Here is a 24,677-nt window from a genome sequence, read left to right on the forward strand (position 1 = left end):
TTTCGCAATTGGGCCATGGGGCGCGGATAAACCGCGTCCGACCTGACTGGCGCGGTTGTGTTTCGCAATTGGGCCATGGGGCGCAGGTCAACCGCGTCCGACCTGACTGGCGCGGTCCCCTGTAGGAGCGGCCTTGTGTCGCGAAAGGGCCGCAACGCGGCCCCACACCCTAAAGGCTAGCCAACTGCTCCCGGCAAAACTCAACAAACAACTGCGCCGGCTTGGTCAATTGCACCCGCTTCAAATGCGCAGCGGCCAACCCGGACAGCTCGACCGGCTCGGCAATATCAACCGTGACCAGTCGCTGACCATCGTAAGTACATTCAGAATGCGGTCGAGTCACCAGCAGCGAAAAACCAAACCCCTGCCCGACCATCCCCCGCACCATCTCGATCGACGGCGAGCTGAAGACGATATTCGGCGTCAACCCCAGCTCATTGAACAAGCTGACGAAATAGGTCCTGCTCGGCGCGACGTCGAGCAGGATCATCGGTTCTGGGCACAAATCGCGTAATGACACCTGCGCCTGACCCGCAAAACGGTGCTTCTCCGGCAACAGTACATAGGGTTTCTGCGGCGCCATCAACGGCTCGGCCTCGATGGTGCCATCCAGGTCATGGTCGTAGAGAAACGCCAGGTCAAAGGTGCCGGCAGTCAGCCCCTGGATCAGCTCCTGCTGTTCACCGTCCCGCAGGCGAATGTCGACCCCCGGATAACGCTCGCGAAACCCCGCGATCAAACGCGGCAGATACAGCGGCGCCACCGTTTCAAAACAACCAATGTCGATCTGCCCGGCCACCGTATCGTTGTCGGCCAAGGCGTTCTGCTCGAACTCGTGAGCCATCTGCAGCAGCGATTTGGTCTTGGCATAGAAGCGCTTGCCGCTGGGCGTCAACGACACGCCCTGGGCGTGATGGCGGATGAACAGTTGCACGCCAAAGCTCTCTTCCAGGTTCTTGATCGCGGTAGAGATCGACGGCTGGGCGATATACAACTGGCGCGAAGCCTCGGCAACGCTGCCGGCCTCCACCGTGGTGACGAAATACTTCAACTGACGCAAGGTATAGGAAGCCACAGGCACCTCTGGGCGCCGTCGGCGGCGCGCTCTGATTTATCCCTGCTACCTTACCTCAGCCCCTTGCTGCAGCGCCGCTGGCCGGGCAAGCATTTGCCTAAGTCTTGAGCTTACTTTGCCTATGCCGCGCCCACTGCAGCCCGCTGACCATGCGCAATATCGATGGCGGTAGTGCGTTTATCATTCTGGATGATAATAACCTTCGGCCCATTCGATTCGTTCCCCACCCGCGCGCCGCGCAGAATCCGCCCCACTATCCATATACATTGGCGGATTTCTCCATGGAACAATCACTCAAACCCTTGCGTTATCCCCTCGCTGCCCTGGCAGTGCTGGTGATCAGCGCCTGCGGCCGTACCCCAGACGCCGTGCAGGCTCCGACCGCGCCGAAGGTCACCGTGGCCAAGGTGATCGAGCAACCGATCAACGAGTGGGACGAGTTCACCGGCCGCCTCGAAGCACCGGAAACCGTCGAAGTCCGCCCACGGGTATCCGGCCAGATCGACCAGGTAGCCTTCACCGAAGGCGCCCAGGTGAAAAAGGGCGACCTGTTGTTCCAGATCGACCCGCGCCCGTTCCAGGCCGAAGTCCGCCGCCTCGAAGCACAATTGCAACAAGCCCGTGCCAGCGCCCAGCGCAGCGAAAACGAAGCCCGCCGCGGCGAGCGTCTGCGTGACAGCAACGCCATCTCTGCCGAGCTGGCCGAGTCGCGCAGCAGCGCCGCCGCCGAAGCCCGCGCCGGGGTTGCCGCGATCCAGGCACAACTGGACCTGGCCCGCCTCAACCTGAGCTTTACCCGGGTCACCGCACCGATCAGCGGCCGCGTCAGCCGCGCCGAATTCACCGCCGGCAACATCGTCAGCGCCGATGTCACCCCGCTGACCTCGGTGGTGTCCACCGACAAGGTCTATGCCTATTTCGACGCCGACGAGCGCGTGTACCTCAAGTACACCCAGCTGGCGCGCGAAGGCCAACGTGGCCAGAGCACCCCGGTGTACCTGGGCCTGACCAACGAAACCGGCAACCCGCACCTGGGCCAGATGAACTTCGTCGACAACCAGGTCAACCCGCGCACCGGCACCATCCGCGGCCGCGCCGTGTTCGACAACAGTGACGGCCAGTTCACCCCGGGCCTGTACGCCCGCCTGAAGCTGGTCGGCAGCGCCAAGTACGACGCAGTGCTGATCAACGATGAAGCGGTCGGCACCGACCTTGGCAAGAAGTTCGTGCTGGTCATGGACCAGGACAACAAGGCCGCCTACCGCGCCGTGGAACTGGGGCCCAAGCTCGAAGGCCTGCGCATCGTGCGCAGCGGCCTGAACAAGGACGAGCGCATCGTCGTCAAGGGCCTGCAGCGGGTTCGCCCAGGCTCGCAGGTAACTCCAGAAGAGAGCGCCATGGCCAGTGAGCAGACCCTGACCAACCTCGCCCAGCAGCGTCAGGCGCTGGAAGCCAGCAACCCGGCGCCGCGCGTGGCCGGCCCCAGTGTGAAAGTCGCCAGTGCCCAGGCACCGCGCGGTTAAGGGACGACACCGATGAACTTCTCCAGATTCTTTATTACCCGGCCGATCTTCGCCGCCGTGCTGTCGCTGATCCTGCTGATCGCGGGCTCGATTGCGCTGTTCCAGCTGCCGATCAGCGAATACCCCGAAGTGGTCCCGCCTACCGTAGTGGTGCGCGCCAACTTCCCCGGAGCCAACCCCAAGGTCATCGGCGACACCGTTGCCGCACCGCTGGAACAGGCCATTACCGGTGTCGAGAACATGCTCTACATGTCCTCGCAGTCGACCGCCGACGGCAAGTTGACCCTGACCATCACCTTCGCCCTGGGCACTGACCTGGACAACGCCCAGGTACAGGTGCAGAACCGCGTCACCCGCACCCAGCCCAAGCTGCCCGAAGAAGTCACGCGCATTGGTATCACCGTCGACAAGGCTTCGCCCGACCTGACCATGGTCGTGCACTTGACCTCGCCGGATCAGCGCTATGACATGCTCTACCTGTCCAACTACGCCATCCTCAACATCAAGGATGAGCTGGCGCGCCTGGGCGGTGTCGGTGACGTGCAACTGTTCGGCATGGGCGACTATTCGCTGCGGGTCTGGCTCGACCCGAACAAGACCGCCTCGCGCAACCTGACCGCCACCGACGTGGTCACCGCGATTCGCGAGCAGAACCGTCAGGTCGCTGCCGGCCAGCTCGGTGCGCCACCTGCGCCGGGCTCGACCAGCTTCCAGCTGTCGGTCAACACCCAGGGCCGTCTGGTCAATGAGGAAGAGTTCGAGAACATCATCGTGCGCGCTGGTGCCGATGGCGAAATCACTCGGCTCAAGGACATCGCCCGGGTTGAACTCGGTTCCAGCCAGTACGCCCTGCGTTCGCTGCTGAACAACCAGCCGGCGGTGGCGATCCCGATCTTCCAGCGCCCTGGCTCCAACGCCATCGAAATCTCCGACGAAGTCCGGGCGAAGATGACCGAGCTGAAAAAGGACTTCCCAGAAGGGATGGACTTCAGCATCGTCTATGACCCGACCGTGTTCGTCCGCGGCTCGATCGAAGCTGTGGTGCACACCCTGTTCGAAGCGCTGATTCTGGTCGTGCTGGTGGTGATTCTGTTCCTGCAGACCTGGCGCGCCTCGATCATCCCGTTGCTGGCCGTGCCGGTCTCGCTGATCGGTACCTTTGCCGTGATGCACTTGTTCGGCTTCTCGCTAAACGCATTGTCGCTGTTCGGCCTGGTACTGGCGATCGGCATCGTGGTCGACGATGCCATCGTGGTGGTGGAAAACGTCGAGCGTAATATCGGCCTGGGCCTGAAACCGCTCGAGGCCACGCAAAAGGCCATGAGTGAAGTGACCGGGCCGATCATCGCTACGGCGCTGGTGCTGTGCGCGGTGTTTATCCCGGCCGCGTTCATCTCCGGGCTGACCGGGCAGTTCTACAAGCAGTTCGCCTTGACCATCGCCATCTCGACAGTGATCTCGGCCTTCAACTCGCTGACCCTGTCGCCCGCACTGGCGGCGGTATTGCTGCAAGAACACGGCGCACCCAAGGACCGCTTCTCGCGTGCCCTGGACCGGATCTTCGGGCGCTGGTTGTTCAACCCGTTCAACCGCTTCTTCGAGCGTGCCAGTCTGCGTTACGTGGCTGGCGTGGGCCGGGTCATCCGCTCCAGCGGCATCGCCCTGTTCGTCTATGCCGGGCTGATGGTGCTGACCTACATGGGCTTTGCCTCGACACCGACCGGCTTCGTCCCGGCGCAGGACAAACAGTACCTGGTGGCCTTCGCCCAGTTACCGGACGCGGCCAGCCTCGACCGCACCGAAGCGGTCATCAAGCGCATGAGCGAAATTGCCCTGAAGCAGCCCGGTGTGGCCGACTCGGTAGCCTTCCCGGGCCTGTCGATCAACGGCTTCACCAACAGCCCCAACAGCGGCATCGTCTTCACCCCGCTCAAGCCATTCGAAGAGCGTACCGACCCGAGCCAGTCGGCGGCGGCCATCGCGGCTGCGTTGAACGCCCAGTTTGCCGATATTCAGGATGCCTACATCGCGATCTTCCCACCGCCGCCGGTACAGGGCCTGGGCACCATTGGCGGCTTCCGCCTGCAGATCGAAGACCGCGGCAACCTCGGCTACGAAGCGCTCTACCAAGAAACCCAGAACATCATTGCCAAGAGCCACAACGTGCCGGAACTGGCGGGCCTGTTCACCAGCTACCAGGTCAACGTGCCGCAGGTCGATGCCGACATCGACCGGGAGAAGGCCAAGACCCACGGCGTGGCGATCAGCGATATCTTCGACACCCTGCAGGTTTATCTGGGCTCGTTGTACACCAACGACTTCAACCGCTTCGGCCGCACCTATCAGGTCAACGTCCAGGCTGAACAGCAGTTCCGCCTCGACGCCGAGCAGATCGGTCAGCTGAAGGTACGCAACAACCTGGGCGAAATGATCCCGCTGGCGACCTTCCTCAAGGTCAGCGACACCTCGGGGCCGGACCGGGTCATGCACTACAACGGCTATATCACTGCAGAAATCAACGGCGGCGCCGCCCCAGGCTACAGCTCCGGCCAGGCCGAGGCGGCTATCGAGAAACTGCTCAAGGCCGAGCTGCCCAACGGCATGACCTACGAGTGGACCGACCTGACCTATCAGCAGATCCTGTCGGGCAACACCGCACTGCTGGTGTTCCCGCTCTGCGTGTTGCTGGCGTTCCTGGTGCTGGCGGCGCAGTACGAAAGCTGGAGCCTGCCGCTGGCGGTGATCCTGATCGTACCGATGACGCTGCTGTCGGCGATTACCGGGGTGATCATGTCCGGTGGCGACAACAACATCTTTACCCAGATCGGCCTGATCGTGCTGGTGGGTCTGGCGTGCAAGAACGCCATCCTCATCGTCGAGTTCGCCAAGGACAAACAGGCCGAAGGGCTCAACCCCCTGGCCGCGGTACTGGAAGCCTGCCGCCTGCGTCTGCGGCCGATCCTGATGACCTCGATCGCGTTCATCATGGGCGTGGTGCCGCTGGTGTTCTCCTCCGGTGCCGGTGCCGAAATGCGCCATGCAATGGGTGTGGCGGTGTTCTCGGGGATGATCGGGGTGACCGTGTTCGGCCTGTTCCTGACTCCGGTGTTCTTCGTCCTGATCCGCCGTTATGTCGAGCGTCGCGAGGCCCGCAAGGCCGCGCAAGCCAAGCCGCTGGAGACCCACGCATGAAGCTGCTCAAAGCACTGACCCCGAGCCTGTTGGCGCTGGCCCTGGCGGCCTGCGCGGTAGGCCCGGATTACCAGACGCCAAACACCGAGCCGGCGCAACTGGGCAACCCGTTGCAGGCCAAGGCCTTTGACCGTAGCCGTTTTGAAAGCGTGTGGTGGCAGCAGTTCGACGACCCGACCCTGAACCAGCTGGTGCAGGCTTCGCTGCAAGGCAACCGCGACTTGCGCGTGGCTTTCGCCCGGCTCAAGGCGGCGCGCTCTATCCGTGAGGATGTCGACAACGACAACCTGCCGGTGGTCAGCAGCCGTGCCAGCAGCGAGCTGGGCAAAGGCCAGATCCCGGGCCAGACCGAGCGCCGGGTCAACAGCGAACGCTATGACCTGGGCCTGGACATGGCCTGGGAGCTGGACCTGTTCGGCCGGATTCAGCGGCAACTGGAAGCCAGCGAAGCGCAGGAGGCCGCCGCCGCGGCCGACCTGCAGCAGCTACAGGTGAGCATGATCGCCGAGCTGGTCGATGCCTATGGCCAGCTGCGCGGCGCGCAGTTGCGCGAGAAGATCGCTCTGGCCAACCTCAAGACACAGCAGGACTCGCGCAGCATCACCGAAACCCTGCGCGATGCCGGTGTCGGCAACGAGCTCGACGTGGTCCGCGCCGATGCCCGTCTGGCCGCAGTCGAGGCCACCGTGCCGCAACTGCAGGCACAGCAGGTGCGCGCGCAAAACCGCATCGCCACCCTGCTCGGCCAGCGCCCGGATCAGCTCAGCGTTGATCTGTCGCCTAAACAGCTGCCCGCAATCGCCAAGGCACTGCCGATCGGTGATCCTGCCGAACTGCTGCGCCGGCGCCCGGATGTTCGCAGCGCCGAGCGCCAGTTGGCAGCGGCTACCGCCAACGTTGGTGTAGCGACTGCCGACCTGTTCCCGCGGGTCAGCCTCAGTGGCTTCCTTGGCTTCACCGCAGCGCGTGGCTCGCAGATCGGTTCGTCTGCCGCCAATGCCTGGGGGCTTGGCCCAAGCATCACCTGGGCAGCGTTTGACCTGGGCAGCGTGCGTGCACGCATCCGGGGTGCCAAGGCTGATGCCGAAGGCGCACTGGCTACCTACGAACAGCAGGTCTTGCTGGCATTGGAAGAGTCATCGAACGCCTTCAGTGATTACGGTAAGACTCAGCAGCGCTTGCAGGCTTTGATGCGCCAGAGCGATGCCAGCCGCAAGGCGGCGGATCTGGCTTCGATCCGCTATCGCGAAGGCACCGTGGATTATCTGGTGCTGCTGGATGCCGAGCGCGAGCGACTCAGCGCGGAGGATGCCCAGGCTCAGGGCGAGGTCGAGTTGTATCGCGGGATTGTTGCGATCTACAAGGCTTTGGGCGGTGGTTGGCAGCCTGAGGCGGTAGCCAGTCTGCGTTGATGCTGGGGGCTGCTTTGCAGCCCTTTCGCGACACAAGGCCGCTCCTACAGGGGACCGAGTAAGTCGTTGGTGCGCGGTCCCCTGTAGGAGCGGCCTTGTGTCGCGAAAGGCCAGCAAAGCTGGCCCCGACGTCCTCAAGCCAAACGCAAGAAAGCGAATGGCCGAGCAACAGCTCCTTTGGTTGGCTCCTCCCCCAACCGTTTGCCCCGCAGGCCTGGCCTGCGGGGCTTTTTTACGCTTGGTTTAGAGCAAACCCTGCCTCAGCCAACCAAGTGCAGATAGTGCATGTGCCGCTCAAAGTGATCGAGAATGTCGCCGATCACCTCATCCTTGGACCAACCCATCACATCATGGTCCTGGCCACCTTCACGCAGGTGCACCTCAGCGCGGAAGTACTTGCGCTCCTCGCCCGGCGGCGCATCGCTGGCGGTGACAAAGCTTGGTGTGGCATACGCCTGCGGCCTGATCTCGTAGACAAAGGTGCCCTCGCTCGGGCCGACCTTGAGCATCACGCTGCCCTCGCTGCCTTGCTCGACGCTGCAGTCATAACCCTGCCGGCGCCACTCATCAGCCACCGCCTCACACGCCGGCAAGCCGACGTCGGCGATAAACCGCGCCACGTGCGCACGCCGCGGGAACATCGCCAGGGTGCGCAGGCGCCGTTGCCAGTTGCCGGCAGCACGCGAGGCCGTTGGCGAAATCGCCAGTGCCTGATAGCGCAGATCACGTTTGGTCGCATCCAGCTTGAGCGCCTTGAGCAGCCCGCGAGTACTGAACAGCAACGCCAGGGTGAACGGCAAGGCACTGGCGATGGTTGCCGTCTGCAACGCCTTGAGGCCGTCGGCCAGCAACAGCGCAATCGCCACCAGGCCCATGCTCGCCGCCCAGAACACGCGCTGGCGCAGCGGGGTGTTTTCCTGCCCGCCGGACGCCAGCATGTCCACGACCATCGCCCCGGTATCCGCCGAAGTGACGAAGAACACCACCACCATGATCACCGCCAGGGTGCTGATCACGCTGGCGAACGGGAAGTGCTCAAGGAAGGCAAACAGTGCCAGCGAGGTGTCCTTGTCGACCGCCATGGCCAGGTCGGTCAGGCCCTCGTCAAGGATCATGTGGATTGCGGTGTTGCCGAACACGGTCATCCACAGCAGGGTGAATGCGGTCGGTACCAGCAGCACGCCGGTGACGAACTCACGAATGGTCCGGCCACGGGAAATTCGCGCAATGAACAGGCCGACAAAGGGCGACCAGGCCAGCCACCAGCCCCAGTAGAACAAGGTCCAGCCGCCGATCCAGTCGGTTGGCTGGTAGGCGTACAGGTTAAGCGTGCGGCTGACGATCTCGCTCAGGTAACCGCCAGTGTTCTGCACGAAGGTCTGCAGGATCAACACAGTCGGCCCCAGCAGCATGACCATCAGCAACAGCAGCACGGCCAGGCCCAGGTTAAGCTCGGACAAACGACGAATGCCTTTGTCCAGGCCAGACATCACCGACAAGGTGGCGAGGAAGGTGGTGCCGATGATCAAGGCGATCTGCACCCCGGTCGACACCGGCACACCGAACAGCGCATTGAGCCCGGTATTGATCTGCGCCACGCCAAAGCCCAGCGAAGTGGCAACGCCGAACACCGTGCCGATGATGGCGAAGATATCCACGGCATGCCCGAGCGGGCCATAGATACGCTCGCCAATCAGCGGATAAAGCGCCGAGCGCAAGGTCAAAGGCAGGCCCTGACGGTAGCTGAAGTACGCCAGGATCAGCGCGACGATGGCATAGATCGCCCAGGCATGCAGGCCCCAGTGGAAGAAGGTGATACGCATCGCCTCCCCCGCCGCCTGGACCGTGCCGCCGTCACCAATGGGCGGCTTGAGAAAATGCATGACCGGCTCGGCCACGCCGAAGAACATCAGGCCGATGCCCATGCCGGCCGAGAACAACATGGCAAACCAGGTGGTGCTGCTGTAGTCGGGGGTGCTGTGGTCAGGCCCGAGCTTGATGTCGCCATAACGGCTGACGCCGAGGAACACCACGGTGCCGAGGATGATTGCCACGGCCAGGATGTAGAACCAGCTGACGTTGCCGATGATCCAGCCCTGGATGTGCGCAAACAGGCTTTGCGCATGGGCCTGGAACACGCTCGCGTAGAGCACGATCAGCAACAGCAGAACAGAAGAAATCCAGAATACAGGGGGGTTGATAGTAGCTTTTGGTGTTTTGTCAGGCGGTGTCGACATCAGACAGTTGGCTCCAGCGTGGCGCGTCATGCGCACTCTATTTCAAGGTCAAGCGTAGACCGTGCAAGTTTTGTCCGACAATGTCTGCACGAAAACGATCAATGCTCCCGTTAAAAACAGCCAATAACTGCCACCTTGCAACAATGCTTTTCCCCGCTGCAAGCCTGCTTCCCCCCAATGCTTCTTGTACACTCGCGCCACTAGCCCCCACCTGTATACGTTTGGTGACAGCATGATCGAGGTAACCGAGGTTTCCATTGCCGAGCTGCGCGCCGCGCTCGAAGCTGGCCGCACCACAGCGGTCGAACTGGTCAAGGCCTATCTGGCACGCATCGATGCCTATGACACGGCTGACAGCGCCAGCGCGCTGAACGCGGTCGTGGTACGCAACCCAGAGGCGATTGCCGAAGCCCAGGCGTCCGATGCTCGCCGTGCTCGTGGTGAAAGCCGCGGCCCGCTGGAAGGCATCCCCTACACCGCCAAGGACAGCTACCTGGTCAAAGGCATGACCGCCGCCTCCGGCAGCCCGGCATTCGCCAAGCTGGTGGCGCAACGCGACGCCTTCACCATCGAGCGCCTGCGCGCAGCCGGTGCGGTCTGCCTGGGCAAGACCAACATGCCGCCGATGGCCAACGGCGGCATGCAGCGCGGCGTGTATGGCCGCGCCGAAAGCCCGTACAACGCTGCCTACCTGACCGCACCATTCGCCTCCGGCTCGTCCAACGGCGCCGGCACCGCCACTGCGGCGAGCTTCTGCGCGTTTGGCCTGGCTGAAGAAACCTGGTCCAGCGGCCGCGGCCCGGCCTCGAACAACGGCCTGTGCGCCTACACGCCGTCGCGCGGGGTGATCTCGGTACGCGGCAACTGGCCGCTGACGCCGACCATGGATGTGGTGGTGCCGTTTGCGCGGACCATGCACGACCTGCTGGAAATCCTCGACGTGGTGGTGGCCGACGACGCCGACACCCGTGGCGATCTGTGGCGCCTGCAGCCGTGGGTGCCGATCCCCAAGGCATCGGCGGTGCGCCCGGCGTCCTACCTTGATCTGGCGCAGGATGCCAGCTCGTTGCAAGGCAAGCGCTTCGGCGTGCCACGCATGTATATCAATGCCGACGAACTCGCCGGCACCTCGGAAAAACCCGGCATCGGCGGCCCGACCGGCCAACGTATCCACACTCGCCCAAGCGTCATCGCGCTGTGGCAGCAGGCGCGCCAGTCGCTGGAAGCCGCTGGCGCCGAGGTGATCGAAGTAGACTTCCCGCTGGTGTCCAACTGCGAAGGCGATCGCCCGGGCGCGCCGACCGTGTACAACCGTGGCATCGTCAGCAAGGAATTTCTCCACGACGAGCTGTGGGAATTGTCCGGCTGGGCCTTCGACGACTTCCTGCGCGCCAACAACGACCCCAACCTTAACTGCCTGGCCGACGTCGATGGCCCGCAGATCTTCCCGCACGACCCAGGCACCCTGCCCAACCGTGAGGACGACCTCGCTGCCGGCATGGACGAATACGTCAACATGGCCAAGCGTGGCCTGAACAGCTGGGATCAGATCGCCACCGTGCCCGATGGCCTGCGTGGCTTGGAGCAGACGCGCAAGCTCGACCTGGAAGACTGGATGGACCAGCTTGGCCTGCACGCCGTGCTGTTCCCGACGGTGGCCGATGTTGGCCCGGCCGATGCCGACGTCAACCCGGCCTCGGCTGACATCGCCTGGAGCAACGGCGTCTGGGTGGCCAACGGCAACCTCGCGATCCGCCACCTGGGCGTGCCGACCGTGACCGTGCCAATGGGGGTGATGGCCGATATCGGTATGCCGGTCGGGCTGACCTTTGCCGGACGTGCCTACGATGACTCGGCCCTGCTGAGCTTCGCCGCCGCATTCGAGTCGACCGGCTCGCGCCGCATTGTGCCGCCACGCACACCGGCACTGGGCTGATCCAGGCATCAGAGATTGACGCCCCCGCGATAATTCAACAGAATGTTAAAAATTGACATTTTGTTGAATTATCCATGCCCGCCGCACATATTATTCGCGAACGCCAGATCGTCCTCTCCACGCTAAAAGCCGCCATCGCGGCGATCGGCAGCGTGGCCGGGCGCAATATGGAAATCCTCCTGCACGACCTCGATCAGCCCGAGCAATCGGTGGTCGCCATCGCCAATGGCCAGCTATCTGGGCGCGTGGTCGGCAGCCCGATCCTTGCCGCGCCGGAGCAGGACCAGGGCTTCAAGGCCCTGATGCAGGCGGCCAATCAGCCTGGCTGCGAGCCGGTGATCCTGCCCGACTACCCCACCGTGATCAAAGGCCGCACCCTGCGCAGCGCCACGGCGATCCTGCGCGACAGCGAGGGGCAGCCGTTCGCCAGCCTGTGCATCAACGTCGACAACAGTGGGCTGGATGACGCCCTCGCCTTTCTCACCCAGCTGCAACCACTGACTGCCCCGCCACCTGCAGCGGCGGTGGTTGAGGATGCGGCCGACATGGCGCTGCTGATGACCCAGATCATCGACAGCGCCCTGGCGTCATCTGGTCAGGGCCGGCTCAACAAGCAGGCCAAGGTCGAGGCCGTGCGCCTGATGCAGGAGCGCGGCCTGTTCATCGTCAAGGGTGGGGTCGAGAAGGCCGCAGCGGCGCTCGGCGTGACTCGCTACACCGTTTACAACTATCTGGAGCAGTTGCGTGGCGAGTCCACTGCAGCGGCCCGCCAGCCATAATCCAGCGGAGATCAGCATGCCCTTGCACATCCACACCCCCTTGATCGAATCGCGGCCGCTGTCGCTCGCCGCTGGCCGTTCGATCTGGCTCAAGCTCGACGCCCTGCAGCCGTGCGGTTCGTTCAAGCTGCGCGGGGTTGGCCACGCCTGTGAGCAGCACCATGCTCGCGGTGCGCGTCACTTTGTATCTTCGTCGGGCGGCAACGCCGGGCTGGCGGTGGCCTATGCCGGTCGCAGCCTGGGCGTGCCGGTAACCGTGGTCGTGCCGGAGACCACCAGCGAGCGCGCCAGGGAGCTGCTGCGCCTGGAGGATGCCAAGGTCATCGTCCACGGCGGCTCCTGGCAGGAAGCCAACCAGCTGGCACAAACCCTGGTCGGCGCCAACGATGCCTTTATTCATCCATTCGACGACTCTCTGCTGTGGGCCGGCCACGCCAGCCTGATCGACGAGGTCGCCGCGGCTGGCTGCAAGCCTGATGCGCTGATCCTGTCGGTCGGTGGCGGCGGCTTGCTCAGCGGCGTGGTCGAAGGGCTCAAGCGCAATGGCTGGGACGATGTGCCGGTGCTGGCAGTGGAAACCACAGGCGCAGCGTCGTTTCACGCTGCAGTCGAGGCTGGTCACACGGTCGAGCTGCCAGCACTGAGTTCTGTCGCCACCTCGCTGGGCGCCAAGCGGGTTGCCGAGCAGGCGCTGGAATGTGCGCGCAGCCATCCGGTTGAAAGCCATTTGGTCACTGATCAGGAGGCGCTGCAGGCGTGTGAGCGCTTCCTTGCCGATCACCGTCTGCTGGTCGAGCCGGCCTGCGGCGCGGCCTTGGCGCTGGCTTATAAGGCAGAGGCGCTGGGCAACTATCGCAAGGTGCTGGTGGTGGTTTGTGGTGGGGCTACGGCTACGCTTGAGCAGATTCGGTTGTGGTTGACTTGAGTATGTTGGGGCCGCTTTGCGGCCCTTTCGCGACACAAGGCCGCTCCTACACGGGACCGCGTACACCCAGGCTGACGCGGTCCATGTAGGAGCGGCCTTGTGTCGCGAAAGGGGTGCGAAGCGCCCCCGGCACCCTTAAGCCCTACAAAAAAGCCCGTGACAAGCACGGGCCAAGAGCACCACCGCAGAAACCGTCAGTTACTGCCCATCAATGATCCATCTCGTCCTTGGTAACCGCGCCGCTGTACGGGTCAACATGGAATTCGTACTTCATGCCATCAGCCTTGACGCCCTCGCCTTCCCAATGGCCGTCATCGGCCTCGATCTTGGTGATCTGCGTGTAACCGGCGGCCTTGAGGCTGGCTTCGGCCTGATCCTTGGTGACTTTCCAGTCGGCGCCAGGCTGGTCAGCCCAGGCTGCGCTGGCGCCCAGTGCACCTACCAGAGCCAAACCTGTGAACAGTCGAGTCATCGATTTCATCGTTAACGTCCTTTTTGCATGAAGGTATTTGCTGCGACCGGCCAATTGCGACGAAGGTTCACTCCTTGTGCAGCGCGTCTTCACGGTGCATCGCCAGGTGCCCGGTCTTGGCACTTTTGACCTCGTATTGCGGCTCGTCCTTGGAGCAGTGGCGCTGCCTGCCCATGAATTCGACATCGCGCAAATGCACCTTGGTCACCGTGCCGTGAATGACCCCGGCCTCGGAATTCCAGCGCACCGTATCGCCCACTTTGTATTTTGTGCTCATCGGCTGATGCCTCCTCACGACCGTCATATGAGTCTGTTTTACTAGGCCTCAGCTGCCGGAAATAATTCCGCGTCGTTCGCCCTGTGCCGACAACAGGCGCAGGGCGATACACAACTCTGACGAAATGCGTCTACGACCCTTTCGATATGCGGCCAGTGAAGGCACAATGCGTGTCCTTTTTTTGGCCGGCCTGGCCGGGGGCCTAAAATGATCAAGACGCCGTACTACCTCATCGACAAACAGAAGCTGCTGGGCAACCTCGAAAAGATTGCCTACGTGCGCGAACACTCCGGCGCCAAGGCGCTGCTGGCACTCAAGTGCTTCGCCACCTGGTCGGTATTCGACCTGATGCAGCAATACATGGACGGCACCACTTCGTCCTCGCTCTACGAGCTCAAACTGGGCCGGGAGAAGTTCGTCGGCGAAACCCACGCCTACAGCGTGGCCTGGGCCGATGACGAAATCGAAGACATGCTCGCCAACTGCGACAAGATCATCTTCAACTCGATAGGCCAGCTGCAACGCTTTGCCGAACAGTCCGAAGGCAAGGTCCGCGGCCTGCGCGTCAACCCGCAGGTAAGCAGCTCTGATTACCTGCTGGCCGACCCGGCGCGCCCGTTCAGCCGCCTCGGCGAGTGGGACCCGGAGAAGATCGAGCAGGTCATCGGCCAGATCTCCGGCTTCATGTTCCACAACAACTGCGAAAACGGCGACTTCAGCCTGTTCGACAAGATGCTGGCGCACATCGAAGAGCGCTTTGGCCATCTGCTGCACAAGGTCGAGTGGGTCAGCCTCGGTGGCGGCATTCACTTCACCGGTGCCGACTATGCGCTGGACGAGTTCTGCGCGCGCCTGAAGGGCTTCTCCGAGAAGTACGGCGTACAGGTCTACCTGGAGCCGGGCGAAGCCGCCATCACCCAGAGCGCCTCGCTGGAAGTGACCGTGCTCGACACCCTGTACAACGGCAAGAACCTGGCCGTGGTCGACAGCTCGATCGAAGCGCACATGCTCGACCTGCTGATCTACCGCCTCGACGCCAAGATGGCCCCCAACGATGGCGCGCACAGCTACATGGTGTGCGGCAAGTCGTGCCTGGCCGGTGACATCTTCGGCGAGTACCAATTCGATCGTCCGCTGGCCATTGGTGATCGCCTGTCGTTCATCGACGCAGCCGGTTACACCATGGTCAAGAAAAACTGGTTCAACGGTTTGAAAATGCCGTCCATCGTTGTCAAGCAACTCGACGGCAGCGTCGAAGTGGTCCGCGAGTTCGGTTTTGAAGACTACGTTTCCAGCCTGTCGTAAGTCAGGCCTTCAGTAAGGAGCAAGGGATAAATTGAAGAAGAACGTTCTTATCATTGGTGCAGGAGGTGTCGCCAAGGTGGTGGCCCACAAGTGCGCACAGCATAACGACGAACTCGGTCGTATTGCCATTGCGTCACGGAACATCTCCAAATGCCAGGCCATCATCGATAGCGTCAAGGCCAAGGGCAGCCTCAAGGTTCCCGCCGATATCCAGGCCTTCTCGCTCAATGCACTCGATATCGAGGCGACCAAGGCACTGATCCGCGAAACCGAATCGCAGATCGTGATCAACGTCGGCTCTGCATTCCTCAACATGTCGGTGCTGCGCGCCTGCATCGATACCGGCGTTGCCTACCTGGACACCGCCATCCACGAAGAGCCGGGCAAGATCTGCGAGACCCCGCCGTGGTACGGCAACTACGAGTGGAAACACCTCGAAGAATGCCAGGACAAGAACATCACAGCCATTCTCGGCGTCGGTTTCGACCCGGGTGTGGTCAACAGCTATGCCGCACTGGCACAGCAGCAATACTTCGACCAGATTGACTCGATCGACATTCTCGACGTCAACGCTGGCTCGCATGGCAAGTACTTCGCCACCAACTTCGACCCGGAAATCAACTTCCGCGAGTTCACCGGGCAAGTGTGGAGCTGGCAGAACAGCCAGTGGACCAGCAACACCATGTTCGAGGTCAAGCGCACCGACGACCTGCCGGTGGTCGGTTCGCAGAACCTGTACCTGACCGGTCACGACGAAGTGCACTCGCTGTCGAAAAACCTCGGAGTGCCCAACGTGCGCTTCTGGATGAGCTTCGGCGAGCACTACATCAATGTCTTCACCGTGCTGAAAAACCTTGGCCTGCTCTCCGAGCAACCGGTCAAGACCGCTGAAGGCCTTGAAGTGGTGCCGTTGAAAGTGGTCAAGGCAGTGCTGCCTGACCCGTCCTCGCTGGCGCCAGGCTACACCGGCAAGACCTGCATTGGTGACCTGGTCAAGGGCAGCAAGAACGGCCAGCCGCGCGAAGTGTTCATCTACAACGTGGCTGATCACGAAGAAGCCTACGCCGAGACCGACAGCCAGGGCATCTCCTACACCGCAGGCGTGCCGCCAGTGGCGGCGGCGTTGCTGGTTGCTCGTGGCGAGTGGGACGTCAAGCGCATGGCCAACGTCGAGGAGCTGCCAGCCGAGCCGTTTCTCAAGGCGCTGGACGTGATGGGCCTGCCGACCCGCATCAAGGATGAAAATGGCGATCGTCCCTGGGACGCTGAAGCCTAAGCAGTAACACGAAGGGGCGCCATGATGGCGCCCCTTCTGCATTGCGGGTTTGCTGGTCAGGGCTTGAGGTCAGGGTCAGTGGTCTGGTGGTCCTGGCTGACCGGGTCGATATCATCCGGGTTGGCCGGGTCCTGGCGCTTGTCGATGGCCGGCGGCGGGGTCAGTTGGAGAATCTCGCTGGTATAAGCCCACTCCTCCTCGACCCGCTCAGGGCTGTCGTTCAGATGCGTGCCGTACGAAGGAATGATCTGCTTGATCTTGTCCTGCCATGGCGCGGTCGCGAGTTTGTCCTTGAACACCTTGTTGAGCAGATCGAGCATGATCGGCGGCGCCGTCGAGGCGCCCGGCGATGCACCGAGCAGGCCGGCGATACTGCCGTCCTTGGACGCCACTACTTCAGTGCCAAGCTTGAGCACCCCGCCCTGGTTTTCGTCTTTCTTGATGATCTGCACGCGCTGACCGGCCTGCCACAGACGCCAGTCTTCTTTCTTCGCCTCGGGAAAGTAGGTCTGTAACGCTTCGAAGCGGTCGTCATCGGACTGCAGCACCTGGCCAACCAGGTACTGCACCAGGTCGAACTCACGCACGCCAACACGCACCATCGGCCAGGTGTTGTGCAAGCTCATGCTGGCCATCAGGTCGAACAACGAGCCCTGCTTGAGGAACTTGGTCGAGAAGGTCGCAAACGGGCCGAACAGGATCATCCGCTTGCCATCCAGCACACGGGTATCAAGATGCGGCACCGACATCGGCGGCGCACCGGTTGCAGCGATGCCGTAGGCCTTGGCCATGTGGCGCTCGGCGATGGCTGGGTTGTCGGTCACCAGGAATGAGCCACCCACGGGGAAGCCGGCGTAATCCTTGGCCTCTTCGATGCCGGACTTCTGCAGCAACGGCAGCGCTGCGCCGCCGGCACCGATGAACAGGAACTTGGCGTCGGTGGCCGACTTACTGCCATCCTTGAGGTTCTTGTACTCGACATGCCAGGAGCCATCGTCGTTGCGGCTGATGTCCTGCACCTCACTGGAGAGCTTGAGGCTGAAGTTATCGCGAGACTGCAAATAGCCCACATACTGGCGGGTAATCTCACCAAAGTTGACGTCGGTGCCGAGCGGCGTCCAGGTCGCCGCAAGCTTCTGATTGGGGTCGCGCCCTTCCATCATCAGCGGCACCCATTTTTTGATCTGCGCAGGGTCTTCGGAATACTGCATCCCCCTGAATAGCGGGCTGGCCTGCAGCGCCTCGTAGCGTTTTTTCAGGAAGCGAATGTTGTCATCGCCCCAGACGAAACTCATATGTGGCGTGGAATTGATGAACGAGCGAGGGTTTTTCAACACGCCGTTCTTGACCTGCCAGGCAAGAAACTGACGGGTGATCTGGAACGACTCGTTGATCTCCACCGCCTTGGTGATGTCGATCTTGCCGTCCTTCTCCGGGGTGTAGTTGAGTTCGGCCAGCGCAGAGTGGCCGGTACCGGCATTGTTCCAGCCGTTGGAGCTTTCTTCGGCGACCTTGTCCAGGCGCTCGACCATCTCCATCGACCAGCTCGGCTCCAGTTCGTTGAGCCATATCGCCAGGGTCGAACTCATGATCCCGCCGCCAACCAGCAAGACGTCCACCCGCTTGGTTTCGGCAGCCTGGGCGTTGGCCAGGCCGCAACTGAGGGTGAAACCTGCGAGCAGCAGTTTCGAGGTGTTCGTGATCGTCATGTGGTTCTCCAGCGAGGCCAGACGCGCCTCTGTCTGTAGGTGAATGAATGACCCAGCCTTATCAGTGTTAGCCCAGGTTGGGTGCTGTCTCCATTCAGGGGTTGTCTGGTTTCGAGGCAGCTACGGCGGTATCAGTTCAACCGAGTGTCCGGGGTCGGCTCTGGCCGGTTTAATCTGAACGCGCCGGGACCAGGCCAGTCCCAACCTTCAACTACGCATCAATGAAGGAGAAACCGATGGCCATCACCGTAAGTGACTTTCTCGTCGAGCGTTTGCGCCAGTGGGGTGTGACGCGCATCTTTGGCTACCCTGGCGACGGTATCAACGGCGTGTTCGGCGCCCTGCGTCGGGCGGGCTCGATCGAATTCGTGCAATGCCGCCACGAAGAAATGGCCGCGTTCATGGCCAGCGCCCATGCCAAGTTCACCGGCGAGCTGGGGGTGTGCATCGCCACCTCCGGGCCCGGCGCTTCGCATTTGCTGACCGGCCTGTATGACGCACGCATGGACCATATGCCGGTCCTGGCGATTGTCGGCCAACAGGCGCGTACGGCGTTGGGCGGGCACTATCAGCAGGAGCTGGACCTGGTGTCGATGTTCAAGGACGTCGCCGGCGCCTTTGTTCAGCAAGCAGCCGCCCCGTCGCAGGTGCGCCACCTGGTCGACCGCGCCGTGCGCACCGCCATCGGCGAGCGCAAGGTCACCGCGCTGATCCTGCCCAACGACTTGCAGGAGCTGGCTTATGAAGAACCAGCCCGGGCCCATGGCACCCTGCATTCGGGGATCGGCTTCAGCAAGCCCAAAGTTGTGCCCTACGATGCTGACCTGCAGCGCGCCGCCGATGCGCTCAATGCTGGCAAGAAGGTTGCGATTCTGGTCGGTGCCGGCGCCTTGCAGGCGGGTGAGCAGGTGCAGGCAGTTGCCGAAAAACTCGGTGCAGGGGTCGCCAAAGCCTTGCTCGGTAAAGCGGTTTTGCCTGACGACCTGCCCTGGGTCACTGGCTGCATCGGCCTGCTCGGCACCGAACCAAGCTTTAAGCTGATGGAAGAATGCGACACCTTGCTGATGATCGGCTCGGGCTTCCCCTATGCCGAGTTCCTGCCCAAGGAAGGCCAGGCCCGCGGCGTACAGATCGACCTCGCACCCGACATGCTCAGCCTGCGCTACCCGATGGAGGTGAATCTGGTCGGTGATGCCGCCGACACCCTGGATGCCTTGCTGCCGTTGCTGGAGGAGAAAACCCAACGCAGCTGGCAGCACAAGGTCGAAGGCTGGCGCAAGGATTGGGACAAGAAGCTGGCCAAGCGAGCGCTGACTTCTGCCGACCCGATCAACCCGCAGCGAGTGGTGCACGAACTGTCGCCACGTCTACCCGACAACGCCATCATCACCAGCGATTCCGGCTCGTGCGCCAACTGGTTTGCCCGCGACCTGCAGATCCGTAAGGGCATGCAGTGCTCGCTGTCCGGCGGGCTGGCGTCTATGGGCGCGGCGGTGCCCTACGCGATTGCTGCCAAATTCGCCCACCCGGAGCGCAGCGTCATCGCGCTGGTCGGTGACGGCGCGATGCAGATGAGCAACATGGCCGAGCTGATCACCGTGGCCAAATATTGGCAACAGTGGGGCAATGGCCGCTGGATCTGCGCGGTGTTCAACAACCAGGACCTCAACCAGGTGACCTGGGAGCAACGCGTGATGGAAGGCGACCCGAAGTTTGCCGCCAGCCAGGACATCCCGGATGTGCCCTACCACCTGTTCGCCATCTCGATTGGCTTGAAGGGCATCTATGTGGGCCGCGAAGAGGACGTCGCGCCGGCTTGGGAAGAGGCTCTAGCAAGTGATGTGCCGGTGGTGATCGATTTCCGCACCGACCCGGATGTGCCACCGCTGCCGCCACATATGACCCTTGAGCAGGCGAAGAAATTTGCCTCGGCATTGCTCCAGGGCGATCCAAATCAGGCCGGGATCATCAAGCAGACTGCCAAGCAATTGCTCAGCGGCGTACTGCCTAAACGCGATTGAGGTCTATGGCCCTGAAGCCGCTGCGGCGCATTTGCCGCAATGGTTTCAGGGCCATTTGGCAGTTGCCGACGGCCAACACTTGCAACCAGACCGTTCTACAAATACTGTATGAATATTCAGTACACCGAGATCGACCTATGGAGCTCATCGCCAAGCTCGGCATTCTTGCCGATGCCGCCAAGTACGACGCCTCGTGCGCCAGCAGCGGCGCGCCCAAGCGCAGCTCGCGCGGCCGCGACGGGCTTGGTGCGACCAACGGCATGGGCATCTGTCACAGCTATACGCCAGATGGCCGCTGCGTCTCGCTGCTCAAGGTGCTGCTGACCAACTTCTGCCTGTACGACTGCCAATACTGCGTCAACCGCCGGACCAGCAACGTGCCACGGGCGCGCTTCACGCCTGAAGAAGTGGTGCGGCTGACTTTGGATTTTTACCGGCGCAACTGCATCAGCGGGCTGTTTCTCAGCTCCGGCATCATCCGCTCGGCCGACTACACCATGGAGCAACTTATTGAGGTTGCCCGGCTGCTGCGTGAAGAGCACGAGTTTCGCGGCTACATCCACCTCAAGACCATCCCCGATGCCGACCCGCTGCTGATCGAACAGGCCGGCCGCCTTGCCGATCGGCTGAGCGTGAATGTCGAGCTGCCTACCGATGAAAGCCTCAAGCGCCTCGCCCCGGAAAAACAGGGGCATACCATTCGCCAGGCCATGGGCACAATCCAGCGCGGGCAACAGGCCGTAGCGGGTGAGCCGCGGGCGCCGCGGTTTGCCCCGGCAGGGCAAAGTACCCAGGTCATCGTCGGCGCTGATGACACCGATGACCGCACGCTACTTGGCAATTCCGAATCGTTGTATCAGGGATTTGGCCTCAAGCGCGTGTATTACTCGGCCTTCAGCCCGATCCCCGACAGCCCTGGCAGCGTGCCTCTGGCCGCCCCGCCATTGCTGCGCGAGCACCGCTTGTACCAGGCTGACTTCCTCATGCGCGGTTATGGTTACAAGGCAGGCGAGCTGCTCAGCCAGGCCGGCAATCTGGACCTGGATATCGACCCCAAGCTGGCCTGGGCGCTGTCCAACCGCGAGGTGTTCCCGCTGGACCTCAACCGCGCCGAGCCCGCCTTGCTTGCGCGGATTCCCGGCATCGGCCTGCGCAGTGTCGAACGCCTGGTAGCGCTGCGCCGGGAGCGGCGTATCCGTTATGACGACCTGATCCAGCTGCGCTGCGTCCTCGACAAGGCGCGGCCATTCATTGTCACCAGCGACTATCGCCCGGCCCAGGCCGACCTGCGCAGCGGCCTGCTGCGGGCGCGCCTGCGCGAACCGCAAGCGCCGGTGCAGATGGGCCTGTGGGGATGATCGCGCTCGACTGCGACCAGCAATTCAGTCTCTGGCGCGAGCAGGCGCGCGCCCTGCTTGGGCATGGTATCGACCCAGCTGACGTCACCTGGGCGCAAGGGCCGATGGACGATCTGCTGGCGGTGCCGGCGCCTTTGCCAGAGGGCCCGGGGCCGTTTCGAGCGAAGGTCCCGGCGGCGTTGCTGGCGCAGTTGGAACAGGCCTCGCGCTACTGCGGCGAGCAGCGCTGGAACCTGTTGTATGAAGTACTCTGGCGGGTCGCCCATGGCGATCGCACCGCCATGCTCCCCGGCGACCGCCTCGGCAGCGAGCTGCACCGGCGGATCAAGCAGGTCAGCCGCGAAGCCCATCACTTGCATGCGTTTGTGCGTTTCGTGCCGCTGCCGGCAGCGCTGGCGGCGCAACTGCAACTGGACTTGGTCGCCTATCATCAGCCGGCCCACGACATCCTTGAAAGCGCCAGCGGCCACTTTGCCGAGCGCCTCGGCCGCCAGCGCTGGTTGATCGCCACCGACCGCGACGGCATTCGCTTCGACGGCCATACACTGGACTACCGGCGCCACTGCCCCGAGCCCTGGCGGCAGTGGGCGCAACACGCCGACGACCCCGGCGCGGATCTGTGGCGCACCTACTACCGGCACATCTTCAATCCGGCCCGGCTCAACCCCGATGCAATGCGCATGCACATGCCGGGCAGGTTCTGGCGGCACTTGCCCGAAGGCATGCTGATCCCGCAACTGATGGGCCAGGCCCGCCAAGGCAAGCAGCGCGATGGCCAGGCGCTGGAAGTTGCCCAGCAGGCTGGCAAGCGAATCGGCAAAGCCAAAGACTGACACAGACGCCGAACTCACTGCCCCCTATCCGGCAAATGTGAAAAATTCATTGGATTTTTTCAGCGTTTGGCTATTTCCGGTCGGAAAATTCTGACAGACTAACTGGTAATGTTTCTCATACGCAGAATCATTTACAAATAGAACGTCAGGAATCGCTCCCCATGTCTTGCCCTACTCCGCAACGTCGTTTCAGCCCCTCGCGTACTCTCTTGGCTTCCGCCATCTGCATGGCTAGCATGGCCCATGCCGTAGCCGACGAAGCCGTCAAGCCCAAGGATGGGGCGCAGTCGACTGTCATGGAATTAGGCGCAACCGAAGTCAGCTCGGATAGGCTGGGCAGTACTACTGAAGGCTCACGCTCCTACACCACCGGTGCCATGGCCACGGCGACCAAACTGCCGCTGACCATGCGTGAGACACCACAGGCGGTCACGGTGATTACCCGCCAGCGCATGGACGATCAGGCGATGACCAGCATCAATGACGTGGTCAAGGCCACGCCGGGGCTGTTCCTCAACTTCTCCAGTGGCCCTGGACGGCAGACCTATACCGCGCGTGGCTTCGACATCGACAACATCATGTACGACGGCATCCCCAGCGGTTATTCGGGCTGGACGGCCGGGGTGCAGCCAAACCTGGCGATGTTCGACCGGGTTGAAGTAGTACGCGGCGCCACTGGTTTGGTGACCGGCGCGGGCAATCCGTCGGCAGCAATCAACATGGTGCGCAAGCGGCCCTTGGCCGAACAGAAAGTCACCCTGACCGGCGCTGCCGGCAGCTGGGGCGACTACCGCGGCGAAGTCGACGCCTCCAGCCCGCTCAACGACAGCGGCACCCTGCGCGGCCGAGTGGTCACCTCCTATCGCGACGCCAACAGCTTTGTCGACGATGCCGAAGAAAGCCACGGCCTGTTCTACGCGGTGACCGAAGCGGACCTCAGCGAAGACACCACCCTAACCCTGGGTCTGTCGCACCAGAAGGACAAGACCAACTACTTCTGGGGTTCCTCGATGGTTGGCCTCGATGGCCACCACCTCGACCTGCCGCGCTCGTACAACCCGGGCACCGATTGGGAGAACAAGGACCAGGAAATCAACACGGTGTTTGCCGAACTGCGCCAGCGCCTGGCCGATGACTGGAAGCTGCAGGTCAATGCCAACTATGCCGAGCAGAACGCGCTGTTCTCGGGCTCGTATCAGTCGCGTTGGACCGGTACTACGCTGGGCCGAACCGTCTACCAGTCCAAGCACGATGAAAACCAGGCAGGCGTTGACGTATTCGCCAGCGGCCCGTTCCAGGCGCTGGGGCGCAGCCATGAGCTGGTCGTCGGCACCAGCCGCCGCATCTACGACATGACCAACCACAACTACAGCCCCTATGACACCAACTGGCCCATCAACGCCGGCAAGCCAAACTTCCTGCACACCACCGACGACCGTTCTGTCACCACTCAGGACGGTTTGTACGTGACCACCCGCCTGAGCCTGGCCGACCCGCTCAAGCTGATCCTCGGCGGCCGGCTGGACTGGTATGACTACGATGACAAGGATGGCCAGGGCGATTACAAGGTCACCCGTAACGTCACTCGTTATGCCGGCCTGATCTACGAGCTCAATGACAACCACTCGGTGTATGTCAGCTACAGCGACATTTTCCAGCCGCAGACCGAGCGCGCCTCGAGCAATACGCCGGTGCGTCCGATTGAAGGCAAGAACTACGAGGTAGGCATCAAGGGCGAGTACTTCAACGGCGCCTTGAACGCAAGCTTCGCGGTATTCCGCGTCGATCAGGAAAACCGTGCGGTGGAAGTGCTCGACCGTACTGTCTGTTCGTCGACTCAGCTTACCTGCTACGAAGCCTCCGGCGAGATCCGCAGCCAGGGTATCGACATGGAGCTGCAGGGCGCCCTCACCGACAACTGGCAGATCGGCGGCGGTTACACCTATGCCCGCACCCATACCACCAAAAATGCCGCGCAGCCTGCGCTGGTCAACAAGCAGTTCGATACTGATACCCCGGAGCACCAGTTCAAGGTCTCCACGACCTATCGCTTCCAGGGACCTTTGCAGAAACTGCGTGTCGGCGGCAGCGTCAACTGGCAGAGCCGGATGTACAACGACATCGCCCTGGCCGACGGTGGTAATTACCGTCTTGAACAAGGCGCCTACGCAGTAACCGACTTGATGGCAGGCTACGAGGTCAATCGCAATCTCGACTTGCAACTCAACGCCAATAACATCTTTGACCGCAAATACTACTCGGCCATTTCCGCATCCTGGCAGTACGGTGGCGACGTCTATGGCGCGCCCCGCAACATGATGCTGACTGCCAAGTACAGCTTCTAAGC

17 protein-coding genes are annotated in these 24,677 nt (G+C 62.5%); 12 read left to right on the plus strand and 5 right to left on the minus strand.

Features of this window, described 5'->3' with window-relative positions:
- Positions 1-169 precede the first annotated feature (169 nt).
- A complete protein-coding gene (locus ACQZ2L_RS11590) occupies positions 170-1,075 on the minus strand; it encodes a LysR family transcriptional regulator (protein WP_101318735.1) in 906 nt (301 codons plus the stop codon).
- Positions 1,076-1,356: 281 nt separating this feature from the next.
- Between ACQZ2L_RS11590 and mexE the strand changes: the two genes are divergently transcribed.
- The 3 genes from mexE to ACQZ2L_RS11605 are packed head-to-tail and all read left to right on the plus strand — an operon-like array spanning position 1,357 to position 7,202.
- Complete coding sequence (mexE, locus tag ACQZ2L_RS11595) at positions 1,357-2,598, plus strand: multidrug efflux RND transporter periplasmic adaptor subunit MexE (protein ID WP_430326146.1); 1,242 nt, start codon at positions 1,357-1,359, stop codon at positions 2,596-2,598.
- A gap of 12 nt (positions 2,599-2,610) precedes the next feature.
- Positions 2,611-5,790: an efflux RND transporter permease subunit gene (locus ACQZ2L_RS11600; protein ID WP_430326147.1), complete on the plus strand. Its 3,180-nt coding sequence runs from the start codon at positions 2,611-2,613 to the stop codon at positions 5,788-5,790.
- Positions 5,787-7,202, plus strand: coding sequence for an efflux transporter outer membrane subunit (locus ACQZ2L_RS11605; RefSeq protein ID WP_430326148.1), 1,416 nt, complete (start codon positions 5,787-5,789; stop codon positions 7,200-7,202). The genes ACQZ2L_RS11600 and ACQZ2L_RS11605 overlap by 4 nt, the downstream gene beginning before the upstream one ends.
- 260 nt (positions 7,203-7,462) lie before the next feature.
- Here the strand turns inward: ACQZ2L_RS11605 and ACQZ2L_RS11610 are convergent, their stop codons facing one another.
- Positions 7,463-9,439, minus strand: a complete 1,977-nt coding sequence (locus ACQZ2L_RS11610) for a BCCT family transporter (RefSeq protein ID WP_430326149.1) — start codon at positions 9,437-9,439, stop codon at positions 7,463-7,465.
- A 232-nt stretch (positions 9,440-9,671) separates the two neighbouring features.
- Here ACQZ2L_RS11610 and ACQZ2L_RS11615 point away from each other — a divergent pair, with 232 nt between their 5' ends.
- The 3 genes from ACQZ2L_RS11615 (at position 9,672) to ACQZ2L_RS11625 (ending at position 13,079) form a co-directional block, all read left to right on the plus strand.
- Positions 9,672-11,375: an amidase gene (locus ACQZ2L_RS11615; protein WP_430326150.1), complete on the plus strand. Its 1,704-nt coding sequence runs from the start codon at positions 9,672-9,674 to the stop codon at positions 11,373-11,375.
- A gap of 74 nt (positions 11,376-11,449) precedes the next feature.
- Entirely contained in the window at positions 11,450-12,154 is a 705-nt protein-coding gene (locus ACQZ2L_RS11620; RefSeq protein WP_430326151.1) for a helix-turn-helix transcriptional regulator, read from the plus strand.
- A gap of 16 nt (positions 12,155-12,170) precedes the next feature.
- A complete protein-coding gene (locus ACQZ2L_RS11625) occupies positions 12,171-13,079 on the plus strand; it encodes a pyridoxal-phosphate dependent enzyme (RefSeq protein ID WP_430326152.1) in 909 nt (302 codons plus the stop codon).
- A gap of 208 nt (positions 13,080-13,287) precedes the next feature.
- On the opposite strand, the gene ACQZ2L_RS11630 is transcribed toward ACQZ2L_RS11625, so the two are convergent.
- Both ACQZ2L_RS11630 and ACQZ2L_RS11635 read right to left on the minus strand, forming a co-directional pair.
- A complete protein-coding gene (locus ACQZ2L_RS11630; protein WP_430326153.1) occupies positions 13,288-13,560 on the minus strand; it encodes a PepSY domain-containing protein in 273 nt (90 codons plus the stop codon).
- A gap of 58 nt (positions 13,561-13,618) precedes the next feature.
- Complete coding sequence (locus tag ACQZ2L_RS11635) at positions 13,619-13,828, minus strand: DUF2945 domain-containing protein (RefSeq protein WP_314872482.1); 210 nt, start codon at positions 13,826-13,828, stop codon at positions 13,619-13,621.
- Between the two features lie 207 nt (positions 13,829-14,035).
- Here ACQZ2L_RS11635 and ACQZ2L_RS11640 point away from each other — a divergent pair, with 207 nt between their 5' ends.
- Together ACQZ2L_RS11640 and ACQZ2L_RS11645 are read left to right on the plus strand one after the other, a co-directional pair.
- Positions 14,036-15,133, plus strand: coding sequence for a carboxynorspermidine decarboxylase (locus ACQZ2L_RS11640; protein WP_101318716.1), 1,098 nt, complete (start codon positions 14,036-14,038; stop codon positions 15,131-15,133).
- A gap of 31 nt (positions 15,134-15,164) precedes the next feature.
- On the plus strand, positions 15,165-16,409 hold the full coding sequence (locus ACQZ2L_RS11645) for a saccharopine dehydrogenase family protein (protein WP_314872479.1): 1,245 nt from the start codon (positions 15,165-15,167) through the stop codon (positions 16,407-16,409).
- Positions 16,410-16,465: 56 nt separating this feature from the next.
- Here the strand turns inward: ACQZ2L_RS11645 and mqo are convergent, their stop codons facing one another.
- Positions 16,466-18,118, minus strand: coding sequence for a malate dehydrogenase (quinone) (gene mqo, locus ACQZ2L_RS11650; protein ID WP_430326154.1), 1,653 nt, complete (start codon positions 18,116-18,118; stop codon positions 16,466-16,468).
- 236 nt (positions 18,119-18,354) lie between these two features.
- On the opposite strand from mqo, the gene ACQZ2L_RS11655 reads away from it, so the two are divergent.
- From ACQZ2L_RS11655 to ACQZ2L_RS11670, 4 genes are all read left to right on the plus strand, one after another.
- Positions 18,355-20,139 carry a thiamine pyrophosphate-requiring protein gene (locus ACQZ2L_RS11655; RefSeq protein WP_430326155.1) on the plus strand — a complete coding sequence of 595 codons (1,785 nt, stop codon included), beginning with the start codon at positions 18,355-18,357 and terminating at the stop codon, positions 20,137-20,139.
- 137 nt (positions 20,140-20,276) lie between these two features.
- Positions 20,277-21,497: a putative DNA modification/repair radical SAM protein gene (locus tag ACQZ2L_RS11660; protein ID WP_101318708.1), complete on the plus strand. Its 1,221-nt coding sequence runs from the start codon at positions 20,277-20,279 to the stop codon at positions 21,495-21,497.
- Complete coding sequence (locus tag ACQZ2L_RS11665; RefSeq protein ID WP_430326156.1) at positions 21,488-22,330, plus strand: TIGR03915 family putative DNA repair protein; 843 nt, start codon at positions 21,488-21,490, stop codon at positions 22,328-22,330. The genes ACQZ2L_RS11660 and ACQZ2L_RS11665 overlap by 10 nt, the downstream gene beginning before the upstream one ends.
- Positions 22,331-22,491: 161 nt before the next feature.
- Complete coding sequence (locus ACQZ2L_RS11670) at positions 22,492-24,675, plus strand: TonB-dependent siderophore receptor (protein WP_430326157.1); 2,184 nt, start codon at positions 22,492-22,494, stop codon at positions 24,673-24,675.
- The last annotated feature ends 2 nt before the right edge of the window (positions 24,676-24,677 follow it).

It is taken from the genome of Pseudomonas shirazensis, from assembly GCF_050496565.1.
GTDB classification, from domain to species: Bacteria; Pseudomonadota; Gammaproteobacteria; order Pseudomonadales; family Pseudomonadaceae; genus Aquipseudomonas; species Aquipseudomonas shirazensis_A.